This is a genomic window from Nocardioides allogilvus, from assembly GCF_003047285.1.
Lineage (GTDB): Bacteria > Actinomycetota > Actinomycetes > Propionibacteriales > Nocardioidaceae > Nocardioides > Nocardioides allogilvus.
In genome coordinates this window covers 577,937-594,266 of the sequence record NZ_PZYX01000001.1, presented here as the reverse complement: position 1 = coordinate 594,266, position 16,330 = coordinate 577,937, and the positions used below count along the sequence as shown (strand labels likewise).

20 protein-coding genes are annotated in these 16,330 nt (G+C 71.5%); 15 read left to right on the top strand and 5 right to left on the bottom strand.

The features are described 5' to 3' along the window. Positions 1-30 precede the first annotated feature (30 nt). A complete protein-coding gene (locus C9J87_RS02925; RefSeq protein WP_036490168.1) occupies positions 31-555 on the top strand; it encodes a PH domain-containing protein in 525 nt (174 codons plus the stop codon). Continuing rightward, a complete protein-coding gene (locus C9J87_RS02920; RefSeq protein ID WP_010831846.1) occupies positions 552-2,048 on the top strand; it encodes a PH domain-containing protein in 1,497 nt (498 codons plus the stop codon). The genes C9J87_RS02925 and C9J87_RS02920 overlap by 4 nt, the downstream gene beginning before the upstream one ends. Before the next feature lie 54 nt (positions 2,049-2,102). Here the strand turns inward: C9J87_RS02920 and C9J87_RS02915 are convergent, their stop codons facing one another. Then, on the bottom strand, positions 2,103-2,909 hold the full coding sequence (locus C9J87_RS02915) for a M57 family metalloprotease (RefSeq protein WP_010831845.1): 807 nt from the start codon (positions 2,907-2,909) through the stop codon (positions 2,103-2,105). 187 nt (positions 2,910-3,096) lie between these two features. Here C9J87_RS02915 and C9J87_RS02910 point away from each other — a divergent pair, with 187 nt between their 5' ends. The 3 genes from C9J87_RS02910 (at position 3,097) to C9J87_RS02900 (ending at position 5,643) form a co-directional block, all read left to right on the top strand. Further along, a complete protein-coding gene (locus C9J87_RS02910; RefSeq protein ID WP_107704670.1) occupies positions 3,097-3,876 on the top strand; it encodes an exodeoxyribonuclease III in 780 nt (259 codons plus the stop codon). 145 nt (positions 3,877-4,021) lie between these two features. Next, positions 4,022-5,161, top strand: coding sequence for a DNA recombination protein RmuC (locus C9J87_RS02905; RefSeq protein ID WP_010831843.1), 1,140 nt, complete (start codon positions 4,022-4,024; stop codon positions 5,159-5,161). 74 nt (positions 5,162-5,235) lie between these two features. After that, positions 5,236-5,643 carry a DUF6542 domain-containing protein gene (locus C9J87_RS02900; RefSeq protein ID WP_036490165.1) on the top strand — a complete coding sequence of 136 codons (408 nt, stop codon included), beginning with the start codon at positions 5,236-5,238 and terminating at the stop codon, positions 5,641-5,643. A gap of 7 nt (positions 5,644-5,650) precedes the next feature. Here C9J87_RS02900 and C9J87_RS02895 read toward each other — a convergent pair whose 3' ends face one another. After that, positions 5,651-6,274, bottom strand: a complete 624-nt coding sequence (locus C9J87_RS02895; protein WP_010831841.1) for an L-threonylcarbamoyladenylate synthase — start codon at positions 6,272-6,274, stop codon at positions 5,651-5,653. A gap of 7 nt (positions 6,275-6,281) precedes the next feature. Continuing rightward, the gene (locus tag C9J87_RS02890; protein WP_010831840.1) at positions 6,282-7,280 is read right to left on the bottom strand and encodes a 4-hydroxy-3-methylbut-2-enyl diphosphate reductase; all 999 of its coding nucleotides are present in this window, start codon (positions 7,278-7,280) and stop codon (positions 6,282-6,284) included. Positions 7,281-7,375: 95 nt separating this feature from the next. Between C9J87_RS02890 and xseA the strand changes: the two genes are divergently transcribed. The 4 genes from xseA to C9J87_RS02870 are packed head-to-tail and all read left to right on the top strand — an operon-like array spanning position 7,376 to position 9,744. Next, a complete protein-coding gene (gene xseA, locus C9J87_RS02885) occupies positions 7,376-8,629 on the top strand; it encodes an exodeoxyribonuclease VII large subunit (RefSeq protein WP_036490163.1) in 1,254 nt (417 codons plus the stop codon). Further along, on the top strand, positions 8,622-8,819 hold the full coding sequence (locus C9J87_RS02880) for an exodeoxyribonuclease VII small subunit (RefSeq protein WP_036490161.1): 198 nt from the start codon (positions 8,622-8,624) through the stop codon (positions 8,817-8,819). The genes xseA and C9J87_RS02880 overlap by 8 nt, the downstream gene beginning before the upstream one ends. A gap of 27 nt (positions 8,820-8,846) precedes the next feature. Beyond that, entirely contained in the window at positions 8,847-9,134 is a 288-nt protein-coding gene (locus tag C9J87_RS02875) for a hypothetical protein (protein ID WP_010831838.1), read from the top strand. Between the two features lie 16 nt (positions 9,135-9,150). Next, positions 9,151-9,744 carry a hypothetical protein gene (locus C9J87_RS02870; RefSeq protein WP_036490159.1) on the top strand — a complete coding sequence of 198 codons (594 nt, stop codon included), beginning with the start codon at positions 9,151-9,153 and terminating at the stop codon, positions 9,742-9,744. An 18-nt stretch (positions 9,745-9,762) separates the two neighbouring features. Here C9J87_RS02870 and C9J87_RS02865 read toward each other — a convergent pair whose 3' ends face one another. Then, positions 9,763-10,299: a DUF4245 domain-containing protein gene (locus C9J87_RS02865; protein WP_036490156.1), complete on the bottom strand. Its 537-nt coding sequence runs from the start codon at positions 10,297-10,299 to the stop codon at positions 9,763-9,765. A gap of 103 nt (positions 10,300-10,402) precedes the next feature. On the opposite strand from C9J87_RS02865, the gene C9J87_RS02860 reads away from it, so the two are divergent. The 5 genes from C9J87_RS02860 (at position 10,403) to glpX (ending at position 14,467) form a co-directional block, all read left to right on the top strand. After that, on the top strand, positions 10,403-10,807 hold the full coding sequence (locus tag C9J87_RS02860; protein ID WP_010831835.1) for a TOBE domain-containing protein: 405 nt from the start codon (positions 10,403-10,405) through the stop codon (positions 10,805-10,807). A gap of 67 nt (positions 10,808-10,874) precedes the next feature. Next, complete coding sequence (gene modA / locus C9J87_RS02855) at positions 10,875-11,618, top strand: molybdate ABC transporter substrate-binding protein (RefSeq protein ID WP_036490153.1); 744 nt, start codon at positions 10,875-10,877, stop codon at positions 11,616-11,618. Then, positions 11,615-12,439, top strand: a complete 825-nt coding sequence (locus C9J87_RS02850) for an ABC transporter permease (RefSeq protein ID WP_010831833.1) — start codon at positions 11,615-11,617, stop codon at positions 12,437-12,439. Before modA ends, C9J87_RS02850 begins: the two co-directional genes overlap by 4 nt. Continuing rightward, complete coding sequence (locus C9J87_RS02845) at positions 12,436-13,452, top strand: sulfate/molybdate ABC transporter ATP-binding protein (RefSeq protein ID WP_198652236.1); 1,017 nt, start codon at positions 12,436-12,438, stop codon at positions 13,450-13,452. The genes C9J87_RS02850 and C9J87_RS02845 overlap by 4 nt, the downstream gene beginning before the upstream one ends. A gap of 1 nt (position 13,453) precedes the next feature. Next, positions 13,454-14,467 carry a class II fructose-bisphosphatase gene (glpX, locus tag C9J87_RS02840; RefSeq protein WP_036490149.1) on the top strand — a complete coding sequence of 338 codons (1,014 nt, stop codon included), beginning with the start codon at positions 13,454-13,456 and terminating at the stop codon, positions 14,465-14,467. Here the strand turns inward: glpX and C9J87_RS02835 are convergent. Then, positions 14,432-15,262 carry an esterase/lipase family protein gene (locus C9J87_RS02835; RefSeq protein ID WP_010831830.1) on the bottom strand — a complete coding sequence of 277 codons (831 nt, stop codon included), beginning with the start codon at positions 15,260-15,262 and terminating at the stop codon, positions 14,432-14,434. The genes glpX and C9J87_RS02835 overlap by 36 nt on opposite strands. Before the next feature lie 100 nt (positions 15,263-15,362). On the opposite strand from C9J87_RS02835, the gene C9J87_RS02830 reads away from it, so the two are divergent. Continuing rightward, on the top strand, positions 15,363-16,307 hold the full coding sequence (locus C9J87_RS02830) for an alpha/beta fold hydrolase (protein ID WP_232819809.1): 945 nt from the start codon (positions 15,363-15,365) through the stop codon (positions 16,305-16,307). Positions 16,308-16,330: the final 23 nt, after the last annotated feature.

Sequence of the window (16,330 nt, the reverse complement as noted above, 5' to 3'; positions counted from 1 at the left end):
GTGTGCGCCCGAAGCCACGCGAGTGGGCGCATGAGTGCGGTGAGCGGTTCCGTGGACCTGCGCGAGCCCGCCCACCAGGTCTCCCCCCGCGCCGTGACCTACTGGCGGGTGAGCGCGCTGATCGGCGCCGTGGTCGAGTGGATCATCGCGATCTCGCTGTTCGCCTTCGCCGTGCCCGCGGTGTCCGAAGGGCCCGGGCGGCCGTGGTGGGCCGTCCCGGCCCTGGTGCTCGCGCTCGTGCTGCCACTGGCCCACGTGGCGGTGATGCCCCAGCTGAGGTTCCGCATCCACCGCTGGGAGATCACCCCGACCGCGATCCACACCCGCGCCGGCTGGCTGCGCATCGACAGCAGGATCGCCCCCCTGAGCCGCGTGCAGACGGTCGACTCGACCCAGGGCGCTCTGATGCGGATGTTCCGGCTCGCGTCGCTGACCGTCACCACCGCGTCGGCGGCGGGCCCGATCACCATCGACTGCCTCGACCGCGACGTCGCCCGCCGGCTCGTGCACGAGCTCACCGAGATCACGGGCGCGAGCGAGGGCGACGCGACATGAGCGAGCCCGACTGGCAGCGGTTGTCGGCGCGCAACCTGCTGATCGACCCCGTCAAGGTGCTCGGCCAGTTCGCCTTCCCCGCTGCGATCGCGCTCGTCGGGATCAGCTCGGGGGATCGCGCGATGCCGTGGTGGGCCGTGCCGGTCGTCGCCCTCGGCGCCGTGGTCTTCGGTGTGCTCCCATGGCTCACCACCTTCTACCGGACCACCGACACCCAGTTCCAGACCCGCAGCGGGCTGCTGAACAAGAAGTCCAAGACCGCCCCGCTCGACCGCGTCCGCAGCGTCGACCTCGAGGCCTCGCTGCTCCACCGGCTCGTCGGCCTGACCAAGGTCCAGATCGGCACCGGCGTCGACGACGACCGGATCACGCTCGACTCGCTCACCGTCCGCGAGGCCGCCGACCTGCGCGCTTTCCTGCTCTCGAGGAGAGCTCCCGTGACGGTGCCCGCGGACGCCGACACACTGCCGGCCGGCGCCGACGAGGTCGCGACGCCCGGCGGCGTACGCACCGGCGAACCCGCGCGCGTGCTCGCCGAGATCGACTGGGCATGGCTCAGGTTCGCGCCGTTCAGCCTGGCCCGGCTCGTCGTCGTCGCCGCGGCCGTGGGTGCCCTGTCGCAGTTCGGCGACCAGCTGCCAGTGGCGGACACGGCCGAGTCGGCGTGGCACTGGGTCGCCCAGTTCGCGCTCTCGCTCGTGATCGCCGGGCTGGTCATCGGCGCACTCGTGAGCTGGATCATGGTCGCCGTGACCGGCTATGTCGTGCAGTGGTGGAACATGCGGCTCACGCGCGAGGCCGGCTCGCTGCAGCTCACCGCCGGCCTGTTCACGACCCGCTCGATCACCGTCGAGGAGAAGCGCGTGCGCGGCGTCGAGATGAAGGAGCCGGTGCTGCTGCGACTCGTCGGCGGCGCCGAGCTGGCCACGCTGGCCACCGGCGTCGGCTCCGGCGGGGTGACCGCGATCCTGCCGCCCTGCCCCCGGTCGGTGGCCACGTCCGTGGGCGCCGACGTCCTCGAGACCCACGAGCCGATGTCGGTCGCGCTCACACAGCACGGTCCGGCCGCCCGCCGGCGCGCGTGGATCCGGCAGCTGTGGGGAGCACTCCTGGTCACCGCGATCCCGCTGGTCGCATCACTGTGGCTCGCTGTCCCGACGTGGCTGCCCGTGGTCGTGGGCGTGGTGGCGCTCGCCTTCGCTGCGGTGAGCGGCGAGTCGGCGTACAGGCATCTCGGCCACGCGACGACGCCCGAGCACCTGGTCGTCGGCAGCGGCGAGCTGACTCGGGTGCGCACCGTGCTCGAGCACGACGGCATCATCGGCTGGGTGGTGCAGCAGTCGTGGTTCCAGCGACGCCTCGCCCTGGCCACCCTCGTCGCGACCACCGCGGCCGGCGCCGAGCGGGTCGTCGCGCGCGACATCCCGCTCACCGCGGCGATCCGCCTGGCCGATGCGTCGACGCCGGGAGTGCTCTCCCCCTGGCTGTCCTGAGCACGAAAACCCCTCCTGCTCGGGACAGGAGGGGCTCTCGTGGGTCTGGGTGGATCAGGCGCCGTAGAGAGCTGCGGCTCCCTGGCGGTCGGCCGCCGTCATGCTCAGGTCGTCGCTCGACCCGTTGCACTGCGGGTAGTGCATGATCGACGCCGAGTCGTAGGGCGTCAGCGGGCGCCAGTTGTTGTCCTCGAAGCAGGTGCCGGACTCCGGGCGCGTGTGCTCGTGGCGGAAGCCCAGGGTGTGGCCGAGCTCGTGACCGATGATGTTGGTCGGCGTCCACGAACCCGACGTCCAGATGGAGTCGTCGATCAGGACGTTGCGCGAGCGCTTGGGCGTGCTCGGGAAGAACGCGCGGGCGATGTACTGCGTCGTCGCGACGGGCTCGACCGAGAAGACCACGGACTTGTTGCGCGTGTTGCAGCTGGAGTCCTGCGACGACACGTGGACGTAGTCGGCCGCGGAGGCCGCTTCCCACAGGGCGGCACCGCTGGTCATCGCGTTGACGACGTCGGTGTAGCGCGAGCCGAACTTGGTGCTCACGCAGTAGGTCAGGTTGCGGACCTGCGCGTCGGACCACTTGTCGTCGACGCCGCCGACGGTGTTCACGACCAGGCCGTCCTCGTGGGTGCTCTCCGGTCCGACCAGCCGGTCGTAGAACGACTTGAGGTCGCCCGTGGTCTGGACGGGCTCGTCGCCGTTGACGATGTACTGCTGGTCGGTGTCGCGGTAGGTCTGCGACTGGAACTGCGAGAACGACGGGATGTCGCTCTCGGTCGCCGCGATGGCCGGAGCCGCTGCGGTGAGGGCCATGAGGGCGGCTGACGCGAGAGCGAGCTGCCCGAGACGGGTGCGCTGCATGTGGATCTCCTGTGGGGGTGGTCGTGATGAGAGCACACTCCGCCCGGGGATCCTGCTGCTGCACTTCCTCCCGAGAACAGTGCGTGAAGTGAACCTGCCCTAACAGGATCGCCCGTGTAAAGGGCTTCGGCCGCAAAATCTTCTGGCCACTTCCAGCCCCGGGGCCGAAGCCTCCTAGGGTGGGCCGGTGCGCATCGCGACCTGGAACGTCAACTCCCTCCGCTCCCGCATCGATCGCGTCGAGGCCTTCCTGGACCGGCACGGCATCGACGTACTCGCTCTCCAGGAGACGAAGGCGCGCGAGGACCAGCTCCCGCTGATGGGCCTCCAGGCGCGCGGCTACGACGTCGCCGTCGCCGGCCTCAACCAGTGGAACGGGGTCGCCCTCATCTCGCGCGTCGGGCTCGAGGACGTCACGGTCGGCTTCGACGCCATGCCCGGGTACGGCGACCCGCTGGCCGCCGAGGCCCGCGCGATCGGCGCCACGTGCGGCGGAGTGCGGATCTGGTCGCTCTACGTCCCCAACGGCCGCAAGCCCGACGACCCCCACTACGTCTACAAGCTCGACTGGCTGTCCCGGCTGCGTGACGCCTCCCGCGAGTGGCTGGATGCCGAGACCGTCCTGGTCGGCGACTGGAACATCTGCCCCACCGACGCGGACGTCTTCGACCCCGCCCAGTTCCGCAAGTCGACGCACGTGACGCCGCCGGAGCGGGCGGCGTTCCAGGGCTTCCTCGACGACGGCTACGTCGAGGTGACCCGCGAGCACGCGCCCGGCTACACCTACTGGGACTACTACCGCCAGCGCTTCGAGCGCGACCGCGGGCTGAAGATCGACTTCGCGCTCGCCTCCCCCGCCCTCGCAGGGCGCGTCACCGGCGCGTTCATCGACCGCGACGAGCGGGACCCCGCCCAGGGCACCGGGAGCCCGTCGGACCACGCGCCGGTGGTCGTCGACCTCGCTTGAGCGTCCACATGGACGCTCAAGCCAGGCAATGCCGCGGAATAGTGGACGCCGAGCGTCCACATGGCCGCTCGAGCCGAGTTGGTCAGCAGGTTGCTGAAGCGCCGCATCCCCATCGTTGTCGGTGGTCTCGTCCATGATCGGACGCATGGAGATCCTGACGATCCTGGTGATGCTCGCGGTGGGCCTGCTGCTCGGCTTCGGCCTGGGCTGGCTGGCCTCCCGCGCCCGCCCGCGCGACGAGGGCGTGCTCGCGGCGCTGGAGCAGCGCGGCGCCGACCAGGCCGTCGTGCGCGAGGGCATGGACCGGCTCCAGGACCAGCTGCGCGACCTCGAGCACGCGCGGGCGACCTGGCAGGGGCAGTTCAGCCAGCAGGTCTCCGACATGCGCCTGACGACCGAGTCACTGCGCCGCGAGACCGGCGCCCTGTCGTCCGCGCTGCGCAAGCCGCAGGTGCGCGGGCGGTGGGGCGAGCTCCACCTCCGGCGCACCGTCGAGCTGGCCGGCCTGGTCGCGCGCTGCGACTTCACCGAGCAGGCCCAGCTCAACGACGGGGTCCTGCGACCCGACGTGATCGTGCACCTCGCCGGCGGCAAGTCGATCGTGGTGGACTCCAAGGTCCCGCTCGACGCCTTCCTCGACGCGGCCAGCAGCGAGGACGACGACGAGCGCGACGCCCACCTCCAGCGCCACGTGCGTCAGCTCCGCACCCACGTCGACCAGCTCGGCAGCAAGGCCTACTGGCGCGCGCTCGACGAGACCCCCGAGTTCGTGGTCATGTTCGTGCCCGCCGAGGCGTTCCTCTCCGCGGCGCTGGAGACCCAGGGCGACCTGCTCGAGCACGCCGCGACCAAGCACGTCATCCTCGCCACCCCGACCACCCTGATCGCGCTGCTCCGCACGGTCGCGCACGGCTGGTCCCACGAGACGCTCGCTGCGCAGGCAGCCGAGGTACGCCGCCTCGGCACCGAGCTCCACCAGCGGCTCGGCTCCCTGGGCAGTCACCTCGACCGGGTCGGCAGGTCCCTGGGCGCCGCGGTGGCGGCCTACAACGCAGGAGTCGGCTCGCTCGAGGGCCGGGTGCTGGTGTCGGCGCGCAAGTTCAGCGACCTCGGGGTGACCGACGACGAGCTCCCGGCCCCCCGGCAGGTGGAGGACGCACCACGGAGCCTCAGCGCGCCGGAGTTCGAGGCGCTGGGAGATGTCGCGACCCCGGGTCCGGGCGAGGCGACGCTCTTCGACGACACCCGGACCCGCCCGGACGAGCCGCGGATCCGCCGCGCCTAGGCGCGGACGTCCGACAGATCGACATCCGGCGCGCCGCCGAGGAGCCGCCGATCCCCCGTTCTACGTTGGGAGGCGTGAGCCAGACCGGATCCGTGTGGACCGACGGACTCGAGCCCGGCCGCCAGGCGGTCGCGCTGGGGATCGCTGCCGTGCTCACGATCGTGGCCATCGACGTGGTGCTCGTCGGCGAGCTCAGCTTCTTCTTCGACCTGTGCTTCATCGTGCTGTGCCTCGGGCTGGCCCTGGTCGTCCGGCCCCACGACTTCTTCACGATCGGTGTGCTGCCGCCGTTGATGATGCTGGCCGTCTTCGCCCTGCTGGGCGCGGTCGCCCCCGAGACCGTCGCGGACCGGGGCGACGGCATCGTGCAGGCCGTCGTGTCCGGGCTCGCCCACCACAGCGGCGCGCTCGTGGCCGGCTACGTCGTCTGCCTGGGCACCCTCGCGCTGCGCCAGCGCAGCCAGAGCCGGGCCGACGCCTGACCCTGTGTCAGGCCTCGAAGCGCTCGACGTCGCCCGCCCCGCGGCGTACGACCTCAGGTTCTGCGCCCGACCAGTCGATCACCGAGGTGGGCTGGGCCGGCGTCTCGCCGGCCTCGATCACGATGTCGACGACGTGGTCGAGCTCTTCCTTGATCTCCCAGCCCATGGTGCGGGCCTCGTCCTCGCCGGGGAGGATCAGGGTGCTGGTCAGGATCGGCTCGCCCAGCTCCTCGAGGATCGCGCAGACGAGCGCATGGTCGGGGATGCGGACACCGACCGTGCGCTTCTTGGGGTGCATGAGCCGCTTCGGCACCTCACCGGTGGCGGGCAGGATGAAGGTGTAGGGACCCGGCGTGGCCGCCTTGATCGCGCGGAACGCGGCGTTGTCGACGTGCACGAACTGCCCCAGCTGGGAGAAGTCCTTGCACATCAGCGTGAAGTGGTGGCGGTCGTCGAGGCCACGGATCGCCAGGATGCGGTCGCGGCCGTCGCGGTTGCCGAGCTGCGCGCCGAGCGCGTAGCCGGAGTCGGTCGGATAGGCGATCAGCGCGTCGTCACGCAGGGCCTCGACGACCTGCGTGATGAACCGCGGCTGCGGGTTCTCCGGGTGGATGTCGAGGTAGCGGGCCATCGTGGGCTCAGGCCTGCTGGGCGGCGCGCATGTCGCGACGCAGCTCGGGTGGCAGCGCGAAGATCAGCGACTCCTCGGCCGAGTGGACGGCCCGGGCCTCGGGATAGCCGCGGTCGGCGAGGAAGGACAGCACGCCGTCGACGAGGTCCTCGGGCACCGAGGCACCGGACGTGACGCTGACGTTAGCGACGCCGTCGAACCAGGCCTCGTCGATCTCGGTGTGGTCGTCGACGAGGTAGGACGCCTTGGCACCGGCCTCGAGGGCCACCTCGACGAGCCGCACGGAGTTGGAGGAGTTACGCGAGCCGACCACGATCACGAGGTCGGCGTTGGGCGAGATCTCCTTCACCGCGAGCTGACGGTTCTGGGTGGCGTAGCAGATGTCGTCGCTGGGCGGGTCGAGCAGCAGCGGGAACTTCTCGCGGATCGCGGCGACGGTCTCGAGCGTCTCGTCGACCGACAGCGTCGTCTGCGACAGCCAGGCGACCTTGGCGGGATCGCGCACCACGATGTTGGCCACGTCGTCGGGGCTCTGCACGAGCTGGATGTGGTCGGGCGCCTCACCCGCGGTGCCCTCGACCTCCTCGTGACCCTCGTGGCCGATGAGCAGGATGTCGTAGTCGTCGCCCGCGAAGCGCTTGGCCTCGTGGTGCACCTTCGTCACCAGCGGGCAGGTGGCGTCGATGGTCTTCAGGCCCCGCACCTCGGCCTCAGCGTGCACCGCCGGCGAGACGCCGTGGGCGGAGAACACGACGGTCTGGCCCTCGGGCACCTCGTCGAGCTCCTCGACGAAGATCGCGCCGCGCGACTCGAGGTTGGCCACGACGTGCTTGTTGTGGACGATCTGCTTGCGCACGTAGACCGGGGAGCCGTAGAGGTCGAGGGCCTTCTCGACGGTGATGACGGCCCGGTCCACACCGGCGCAGTATCCGCGCGGTGCCGCGAGCAGCACTTCACGCGCCGAGTCCGGGTCGAGGACGGGCGGCAGGCCGAGGTCGGTCGTCATGCCCCGAGTCTAGGTGGGTGTCGCAGACTGGCGAACTCGCGACGCCCACCACGGCGTACGGCGCGGTGTCGGTGCGCTCCCCTAGAGTCACCGCCGTGCCCACCCTCCGCGATGCGACCCAGGAAGCGCCCGCGCCGGTGCGCGCCGTGGCCAACGCGGTCAGCCAGTGGATCGACCAGCTCGGCGGCGTCTGGGTGGAGGGCCAGCTGGCCCAGATCAGCCGGCGACCGGGCCTCAACACCGTCTTCATGACCCTGCGGGACACGGTCGCCGACATCTCGGTCCCGCTCACCTGCCAGCGCACCCTCTTCGACTCGCTCAACCCGCCGCTGGTGGAGGGCGCGAGCGTCGTCGTGCACGCCCGTCCTTCGTTCTACGCCAACCGCGGCAGCTTCTCCCTCTATGCCCGACAGATCAGCATGGTCGGCCTCGGCGAGCTGCTCGCGCGCATCGAGCGACGTCGCCAGCTGTTGGCCGCGGAGGGCCTGTTCGCGCCCGAGCTCAAGCGCCAGCTGCCGTTCCTGCCGCGCCGGGTCGGCCTGATCACCGCTCCCAACAGCGCGGCCGAGCGCGACGTCCTGGACAACGCGCGTCGCCGCTGGCCGGGCGTGGAGTTCGAGGTCGCCCATGCCTCGATGCAGGGCACGCGATCGGCGGCCGAGGTGATGGCGGCGTTGGAGCGCCTGGATCGCAACGCCGCCGTCGACGTGATCGTGATCGCCCGCGGCGGTGGCTCCGTGGAGGACCTGTTGCCGTTCTCCGACGAGGCGCTGATCCGCGCCGTCCACCAGGCCCGCACGCCGGTCGTCTCCGCGATCGGCCATGAGCCCGACTCCCCGCTCCTCGACCTCGTCGCCGACGTCAGGGCCTCGACCCCGACCGACGCCGCCAAGCTGATCGTCCCGGACATGGCCGACGAGGTGCGTGGGGTCACCTGGGCCCGGGACCGCGTGCGCCAGCTGGTCGACCAGCTCGTGCAGCGCGAGCAGGTCCGCCTCGACGACCTGCGTGCGCGGCCGGTGATGCGCGACCCGCGCACGATCCTCGACGTCCGTTCCGACGAGGTGACCGAGCTGCGCGAGCGCGCGCGCCGCCACCTCTCCCATCGCCTCGACCGGGCCGCCGACGACATCGGCCACCACCGCGCCCGGGCACAGTCGCTCTCGCCGCTGGCGGTGCTGCAGCGCGGCTATGCCGTCGTGCAGGACGCCGAGGGGCACGTCGTGACCAGCGTCGAGTCGATCGAGGCGACGCAGCAGCTCAGCATCCGGGTTGCGGACGGCCGGATCGCCGCCACCACGACCAGCACCGAAGCCATCACCACGACTGAAGGAGACGCCGATGAGTGACGAGAACCCGTCCTACGAGGTGGCCCGCGAGGAGCTCATCGAGGTCGTCCGCACGCTCGAGGCCGGCGGCACCAGCCTCGAGGAGTCGCTCGCCCTGTGGGAGCGCGGCGAGAAGCTTGCCAAGATCTGCCAGACCTGGCTCGACGGTGCGCGAGAGCGCCTCGACGCCGCCGTGGCCGAGGACGACTGACCGCTCACGTCACCAGGAGGCTCCGCCGTGCACGTCTTCGTCAGACCGACACAGAAGTTCCTCGCCTGCCAGGTCTGCAGTGGCCTGACGTTCGCGCGTCGCGAGATCAAGATGACCACCACCGGCATGACGTTCATCGACCTCGACTGGCTCAACCGGTCCGCCGACGGCGTGATCTGTGTGCGGTGCGGATTCGTGCACACCTTCATGGGCGACGCGCACCAGTGGGTGGATCCCGCGGCGGTGGACCCGAAGGACCTGCCGCCCGACCCGCTGGGGCCGGGATCCGCAGACGAGCGCAGGACGTCGGACTGACAACTAGAGTCACCGCATGCCCGATTTCACGTGGCGCCCGGCCAACGAAGCAGCGGCTGAGGACGTCGAGGCGGTTTTCGCCACGGGTGGCGCTCACAAGTGCCGGTGCCAGGCCCTGAAGGTGCCGGGCTGGATCTGGCGCGACACCACCCAGGAGCAGCGGGACGTCGCGCTGCTGGAGCAGACCGCCTGCGGCGCCGCCGGACCGACGTCCGGGCTGATCGGCTACGTCGACGGCGTGGCCGCCGGCTGGGTCGCGGTCGAGCCGCGGGAGAACTACCCCAGGCTGTGGAGCCGGAAGCAGCCGTGGATGCGGATGGACCCCGAGCTCGAGGGCGTCTGGTCCGTCACCTGCTTCGTCGTGCGCAAGGGCCAGCGTCAGTCGGGACTGACCTACGAGCTCGCCTACGCCACGGTCGAGTACGGCGAGCAGGTCGGCGCTCGCGTCCTGGAGGGATATCCGATCGAGCCGCCGCCGGGCAAGTCCGTGATCTGGGACGAGGCCTCGGTCGGACTGGTGCAGGTCTTCCTCGAGGCAGGCTACGAGGTGGTGGCCTCCCCCACCCTCCGGCGGCGTGTGGTCCGGCGACAGGTCGGTGCCAGTTCCTAGGTGGTCCGGCTGAGCGCCTCAGCGCTCCAGCAGGGTGATGAGCTCCTGCAGGTCGGCGGCGGGCGCGGAGCCGTAGACGAGCACGGTCTGGTCGTCGTACTCGATGGAATAGCCGGTGTCGCCGCCCTCGTCGGTCCAGGTCTGCCACGTCGACCCGACGGCGCTGTCGAGGGTGAGCGGCTCGCCCTCCACGGCGTCCTCGTCGATCGTGGACTCGACGAGGTCCTTGACCGACTCGTCCTCCTGGCGCAGCCCGACGAACAGGTCGTCATCGGTGAGCAGCCCCATCCCCCACAGCGGCGGGTCCGTCTGGGACAGGTCGATCGCCGTGGCGATCCAGCCGGCGGGCAGCTCGGACGGCGCGACGACGTCGAAGCCGGCGCCGCGCGCAGCCTCGGCAGCCGCGACGTAGTCGACCGGCTCGCGCTCCACCTCGACCTGGTCGCGGGTCAGCGACCGCAGGAGCACGAACGCCCCGATGGCCAGCAGCGTCACGATCATCGCCCCGATCAGGCCGTTGGACGATCGCTGGTAGCGGCCTGGCTTCTCACTCACGCCGGTCATTCTCACAGGTGCGCCCGGCCGCGCCTGCCTGCGGGCAGGCAGGCGGGCGGACAGGCGGCCGACGCATGTCGCGAGCAGCGGCCACAATGACCTCATGACAACGGAGGCGACGACCTACCGGCTGGCCGAGGCCGCCGACATCCTGGGCGTCAGCGACGACACCGTACGGCGCTGGGTGGACGCGGGCAGGCTGACGACGAGCGGCACCAGTCCCGCCGTGATCGCCGGCACCGAGCTCGCCGCGCTGGCCGAGTCGCTGCTCGACGAACCCGACCGCGACCGGACCCGGGCAAGCTCGGTCAGCGCCCGCAACCGGCTGCCGGGCATCATCACCCGGGTCAGGAAGGACACCGTGATGGCCCAGGTCGAGATGGTCTGCGGCAGCAGCCGCATGGTCTCGCTGATGAGCGCCGACGCGGCCGACGAGCTCGGCCTCGCGCCCGGAGTGCGCGCCATCGCCTCGGTGAAGTCGACCAACGTGGTGATCGAGACCCCCTGATCCCACAGTCGACCGCAGATGCGGTCGGAACGCCCGCGAGCAACCGCAGATGCGGCACACTGGCCGCATGAGGAGTCCTCGGACCGCGCTCACGGCGATCAGCCTGGCGCTGCTGGTCGCCACCGCCGGCTGCGGATCCGACGACAAGCAGACGCTCACGGTCCTGGCCGCGGCTTCGCTGACCGACGTCTTCGAGGACCTGGCCGCGGAGTTCGAGGCGTCGCACGACGGCACCACGATCGAGTTCTCCTTCGGGTCGAGCACGGCGCTGGCCGAGCAGGTCGCCGACGGTGCCCCCGGCGACGTGCTCGCCACGGCCGACGCCGCCTCGATGCAGCTGGTCGAGGACGCAGGCGTGACCGAGGAGGTCACGGTCTTCGCGACCAACGTCCTCACCATCGTCACGCCGGCCGGCAACCCGGCCGGGATCGAAACGCTCGACGACCTCGACGACACGACCTGGGTGCGCTGCACCGACGAGGCGCCCTGCGGACGGATCGCCACGGCGGTGCTCGACTCCAACGACATCACCGCCGAGCCGGCCAGCCTCGAGGAGGACGTCCGCGCCACCCTCGACAAGGTCGTCGCCGGGGAGGCCGACGCCGGACTCGTCTATGCCACCGACGCCGTGGCGGCCGGGGACGCCGTGACTGCCGTTCCCATTCCGGGCGCCGAGTCGGTGCCGACGTCCTACGTCACGGCCGCGCTGGCGCAGTCCGCCGACGCCGAGCTCGCGCAGGACTGGATCGACTTCCTGGTCTCGCCGGAGGGCCGGGCAGTTCTCGAGCGAGCCGGGTTCGGCGCACCATGAGTCCGCGCACCCAGAGCCAGCGATCGCACCGGACCGATCCGCTGGGCCGGCCGCCACTGCTGCTGCTGGTGCCGGCGGTGCTGGCCGTCGCGCTGCTCGTGGTCCCGCTCCTCGCGATGCTCGCGGCGATCGACTGGCGGACCCTGCCCACCTCGCTCAGCTCGGCTCCGCTGCGCACCGCCCTGTGGCTCAGCCTGTCGACGTCGACGGCCGCGATGCTCGTCTGCCTCGTGCTGGGCCTGCCGGTCGCGTGGCTGCTGGCCCGCGTCGACTTCCGCGGCCGGAGCCTCGTGCGCGTGCTGGTGACCGTGCCGATGGTGCTGCCGCCCGTCGTCGCCGGCGTCGCCCTGCGCACGGCCTTCGGGCGCACGGGCCTGGTCGGCGAGCCGCTGCTCGCGGCCACCGGCTTCGCGTTCCCGTTCACGGCCTGGGGCGTGGTGCTGGCGCACACGTTCGTCTCGATGCCGTTCGTGGTGCTCGCGATCGAGGGCGCGCTGCGCTCGGCCGACCCCGACTACGACGCGGCCGCCGCCACCCTGGGCGCGACCCGGTGGACGACGTTCCGACGCGTCACGATCCCGCTGGCCCTGCCCGGCATCGTCGCGGGAATGGTGCTCGGCTGGGCCCGCTCGCTCGGAGAGTTCGGCGCGACCATCACCTTCAACGGCAACTATCCCGGCACGACCCAGACCATGCCGACCCTCATCTACGTCACCCGACAGAGCGACCAGGACGCAGCGCTCGCGCTGAGCCTCGTGATGCTCGTCGTCTCCGTCGCGGTGCTGCTGCTCCTGCGCGACCGCTGGCTGGGGACGCCGTGACCTCGCCGTACAGCCCTGGCCTGCAGGTCGACCTGACCGTGCCGGGCCGCGCGCGCGTGGAGCTGGACGCCGAGCCGGGGGCGGTGATCGCCGTGATCGGTCCCAACGGTGCCGGCAAGTCCTCCTTCGTCCGTGCCCTCGCCGGCTTGGTGGCGGCCGACGGGACGGCCCTGCTGGACGGCACCGACCTGCTGACGCTCTCCGCACGTGACCGGGAGGTGGGGCTGGTCTTCCAGGGCCAGCTCCTCTTCCCCCACCTGAGCGCGCTGGACAACGTCGCCTTCGGCCCGCGCTCGCGCGGGCGGTCGCGACGAGACGCGGACCGCACGGCGCAGGACCTCCTCGACACCTTCGGCATCGGGCACCTGGCTGGCCGCCGCCCGCGTGAGCTGTCGGGCGGGCAGGCGCAGCGCGTCGCGATCGCCCGCGCCCTCGCCACCGAACCGAGGCTCCTGCTGCTCGACGAGCCGTTCACCGGGCTCGACGTCACCGCGGCGATGGCGCTGCGGATCGAGCTCGCCCAGCACCTCGCGTCCTTCGACGGCGTCACCGTCCTGGTCACCCACGAGGCCATCGACGCGCTGACCCTCGCCGACCAGGTGCTGGTCCTGGACCGGGGGCGGGTCGCGCAGCATGGCACGCCCCAGCACGTCGCCGCCCGGCCCGCGACCGACCACGTCGCCAGGCTGGTGGGGGTCAACCTGGTGCGCGAGACCGACGCCACCGGGGTCGAGGCGCTCACGACGTTCTCCCCACGCGACGTGACGGTCAGCCTGCGCCGACCGGAGGGCTCGGCGCGCCTGCAGTGGCAGGGCTCGGTCGCCAGCGCGCAGCAGCACGGCGACGCCGTACGCCTGCTCGTCGACTGCGAGCCGCCGCTGCTGGCGGACGTCACTCCGCAGGCTGCGGCCGAGCTCGGACTCGCCCCCGGCCGCGACGTCTGGCTCTCGGTGAAGGCGACCGCCGTGAGACGGTACGGATCCGCGGACGAGGACCAGCGCGGCGACCGATAACATGCGGCCCATGAGCCCGACCACGCAGCAGCCCGACCGTAACCTCGCTCTCGAGCTCGTTCGCGTGACCGAGGCGGCCGCCATGGCCGCCGGTCGCTGGGTCGGGCGCGGCGACAAGAACGACGCCGACGGCGTCGCCGTCAACGCGATGCGCGTGATGATCTCCAGCATCGGCATGAACGGCACCGTCGTCATCGGCGAGGGCGAGAAGGACAACGCGCCGATGCTCTACAACGGCGAGCAGGTCGGCGACGGCACCGGTCCGCTGTGCGACGTCGCGGTCGACCCGATCGACGGCACGACGCTGACCGCGAAGGGCATGAACAACGCGATCTCCGTGCTGGCCGTCGCCCCCCGCGGCACGATGTACGACCCCTCCGCGGTCTTCTACATGGAGAAGCTCGTCACCGGCCCCGAGGCCGCCGACGTCGTGGACATCCGACTGCCCGTCGCCGAGAACATCCACCTCGTCGCGAAGGCCAAGAACAGCTCCGCCTCCGACGTGACCGTCGTGCTGCTCGACCGGCCGCGCCACGCGCAGCTGGTCGAGGAGATCCGCGCGACCGGCGCCCGGATCAAGTTCATCGCGGACGGCGACGTCGCCGGCGCGATCATGGCTGCTCGCCCCGACACCGGCGTCGACCTGCTCCTGGGCGTCGGCGGCACGCCGGAGGGCATCATCACGGCCTGCGCCATGAAGTGCACCGGCGGCGTCATCCAGGGCCGCCTGTGGCCGCAGGACGACGAGGAGCGCCAGCGCGCCCTCGACGCCGGCCACAACCTCGACCAGGACTTCGTGCTCGGCACCGACGACCTCGTCACCGGCGACGACTGCTTCTTCGTCGCCACCGGCATCACCGACGGCGAGCTGATGCGCGGTGTCCGCTACCGCGCCAACGGTGCGACCACCGACTCGCTGGTCATGCGCTCGCGCAGTGGCACGATCCGCCGGATCACCAGCGAGCACCAGCTCTCGAAGCTACGCGATTTCTCCGCGATCGACTTCGACCGCTGACACGGAGGGCCGCAGGGCCCCCGTGACCGCAGCGATCACGCGCGGGTCCAGCGCCATGCCCACGTGCGAGGCGCGCACCTCGAGCGGGATCGCGCGGGGGTCGATGCAGGCGCGCCAGTCGACGATGCCGTCGCGCCGGGAGTAGATCGCGGTGAAGTCGACCGAGTCGGCCAGCGGCGCCAGCCCCTGGTCGAAGCTCTGCCGCGCGCAGGCGCCGGCCACGCAGTCCTCGGACATCATCCCGGGTAAGCCGGCGCGGCTCAGGCGCACCAGCGTGGCGACGCTCGCCGACAGGCTGATGTGGTGAGCACCCGGCGCGAGCATCGGGCTGCCCATCGTCACCAGGCCGGAGACGAGGTCGGGGCGCCTGGCCGCCACCCCGCGCGCGAGCATGCCGCCGAGGCTGTGGCCGACGATGCGGACCTTGCTGCCGCGCCGCTGCGCGATCGACTCGAGGCGCATCTCCATCTGGGCGGAGACGTCAAGCGTGCAGCCGACGTTGGCGCGGATGTGGGACCGGTAGGTGCGCAGCCCCTGCTGCTGCAGCGCCCGGCGCATCAGCGCGAGGGTGCCGTCGCCAGCCATGAACCCCGGCACCAGCAGCACGGGCTCCTCGTCGCGCACGGGTGCGCGAGTGGCGTACGGCGTGTGGCGGCGCTCGCCGCGCTGGCTCATCGCCTCCCATGCGTAGCGACCGGCCTCACCGATCACGCGCCCCTCGTTGATGACCGCGTGGACGCGCGGACGCGCGAAGCCGTCCGGCAGCAGGAAGTCCGCGAGAGTGGTGGGAGTCACAAGAGGCGAACCTAGCCCCACGACGACCGATATACCGGTATTTGGCCGGTCAGGGCCGGATCTGACGCTCGACACGACGACGGTCGTGTTGACTGGACACATGACCAGTTCTTCCCCTTCTCCCTCCCAGCACCCGTCCGCCGTGGCGGTCTCGGAGGAGCTGTTCGCCCCGGTCAGCCCCGAGGTGGAGATCTGCTACCAGACCTTCGGCTCCGTCGACGGCGATCCGCTGCTCCTGGTGATGGGACTGGGCGGGCCGATGATCTGGTGGGACGACGACTTCTGCACGCGCCTGGCCGCAGCCGGCTTCCACGTCATCCGCTACGACAACCGCGACACCGGACGCTCCTCCCGGATGCCCCAGCGCGTCACGCGCGCCCAGCTCATCAGGGCCTTCTCGACCGGGCGGGGCAAGGCGCCGTACTCCATCAGCGAGCTGGCCTCCGACGGCCTCGCCCTGCTCGACCACCTCGGCCTCCCGGCCGCTCACGTCGCCGGCATCTCGATGGGCGGCATGATCGCGCAGACGATGGCCATCGAGGCTCCGGCGCGCGTGCTCTCGCTGACCAGCATCATGTCCACGACCGGGCGCCGGACCGTGGGCTGGCAGAGCCCCGACCTGCTGCCGACCCTGATCGCTCCCCGGCGCGGCGGCAAGGAGGCCTATGTCGCCACCAACGCGCTGGTGTGGGGCCTCATCGGGTCGCCCGACTTCCCCGTGGACGCCGACGTCCTGCGCACGCGGGCCGAGGACACCTTCGACCGCGGCGTGTCGGCCAGCGGTGTGCTCCGCCAGATGTGCGCCGTCCTCACCCAGCCCAACCGCACCCTGCGGCTGCGCACGCTGCACATGCCCACCCTGGTCATCCACGGAATGGCCGACAAGATGGTGCACGTCAGCGGTGGCCGGGCCACCGCGTCGGCCATCCCGGGTGCCGAGCTCATCCTCATCGACGGCATGGGCCACGACCTGCCGACCGATCTCTACGACACCTTCGTCGAGGGCATCCGGCGCACGGCCGATCGCGTGTCCGCACCCGACTGAGCGTCCCACCCCGGGTGTGCACG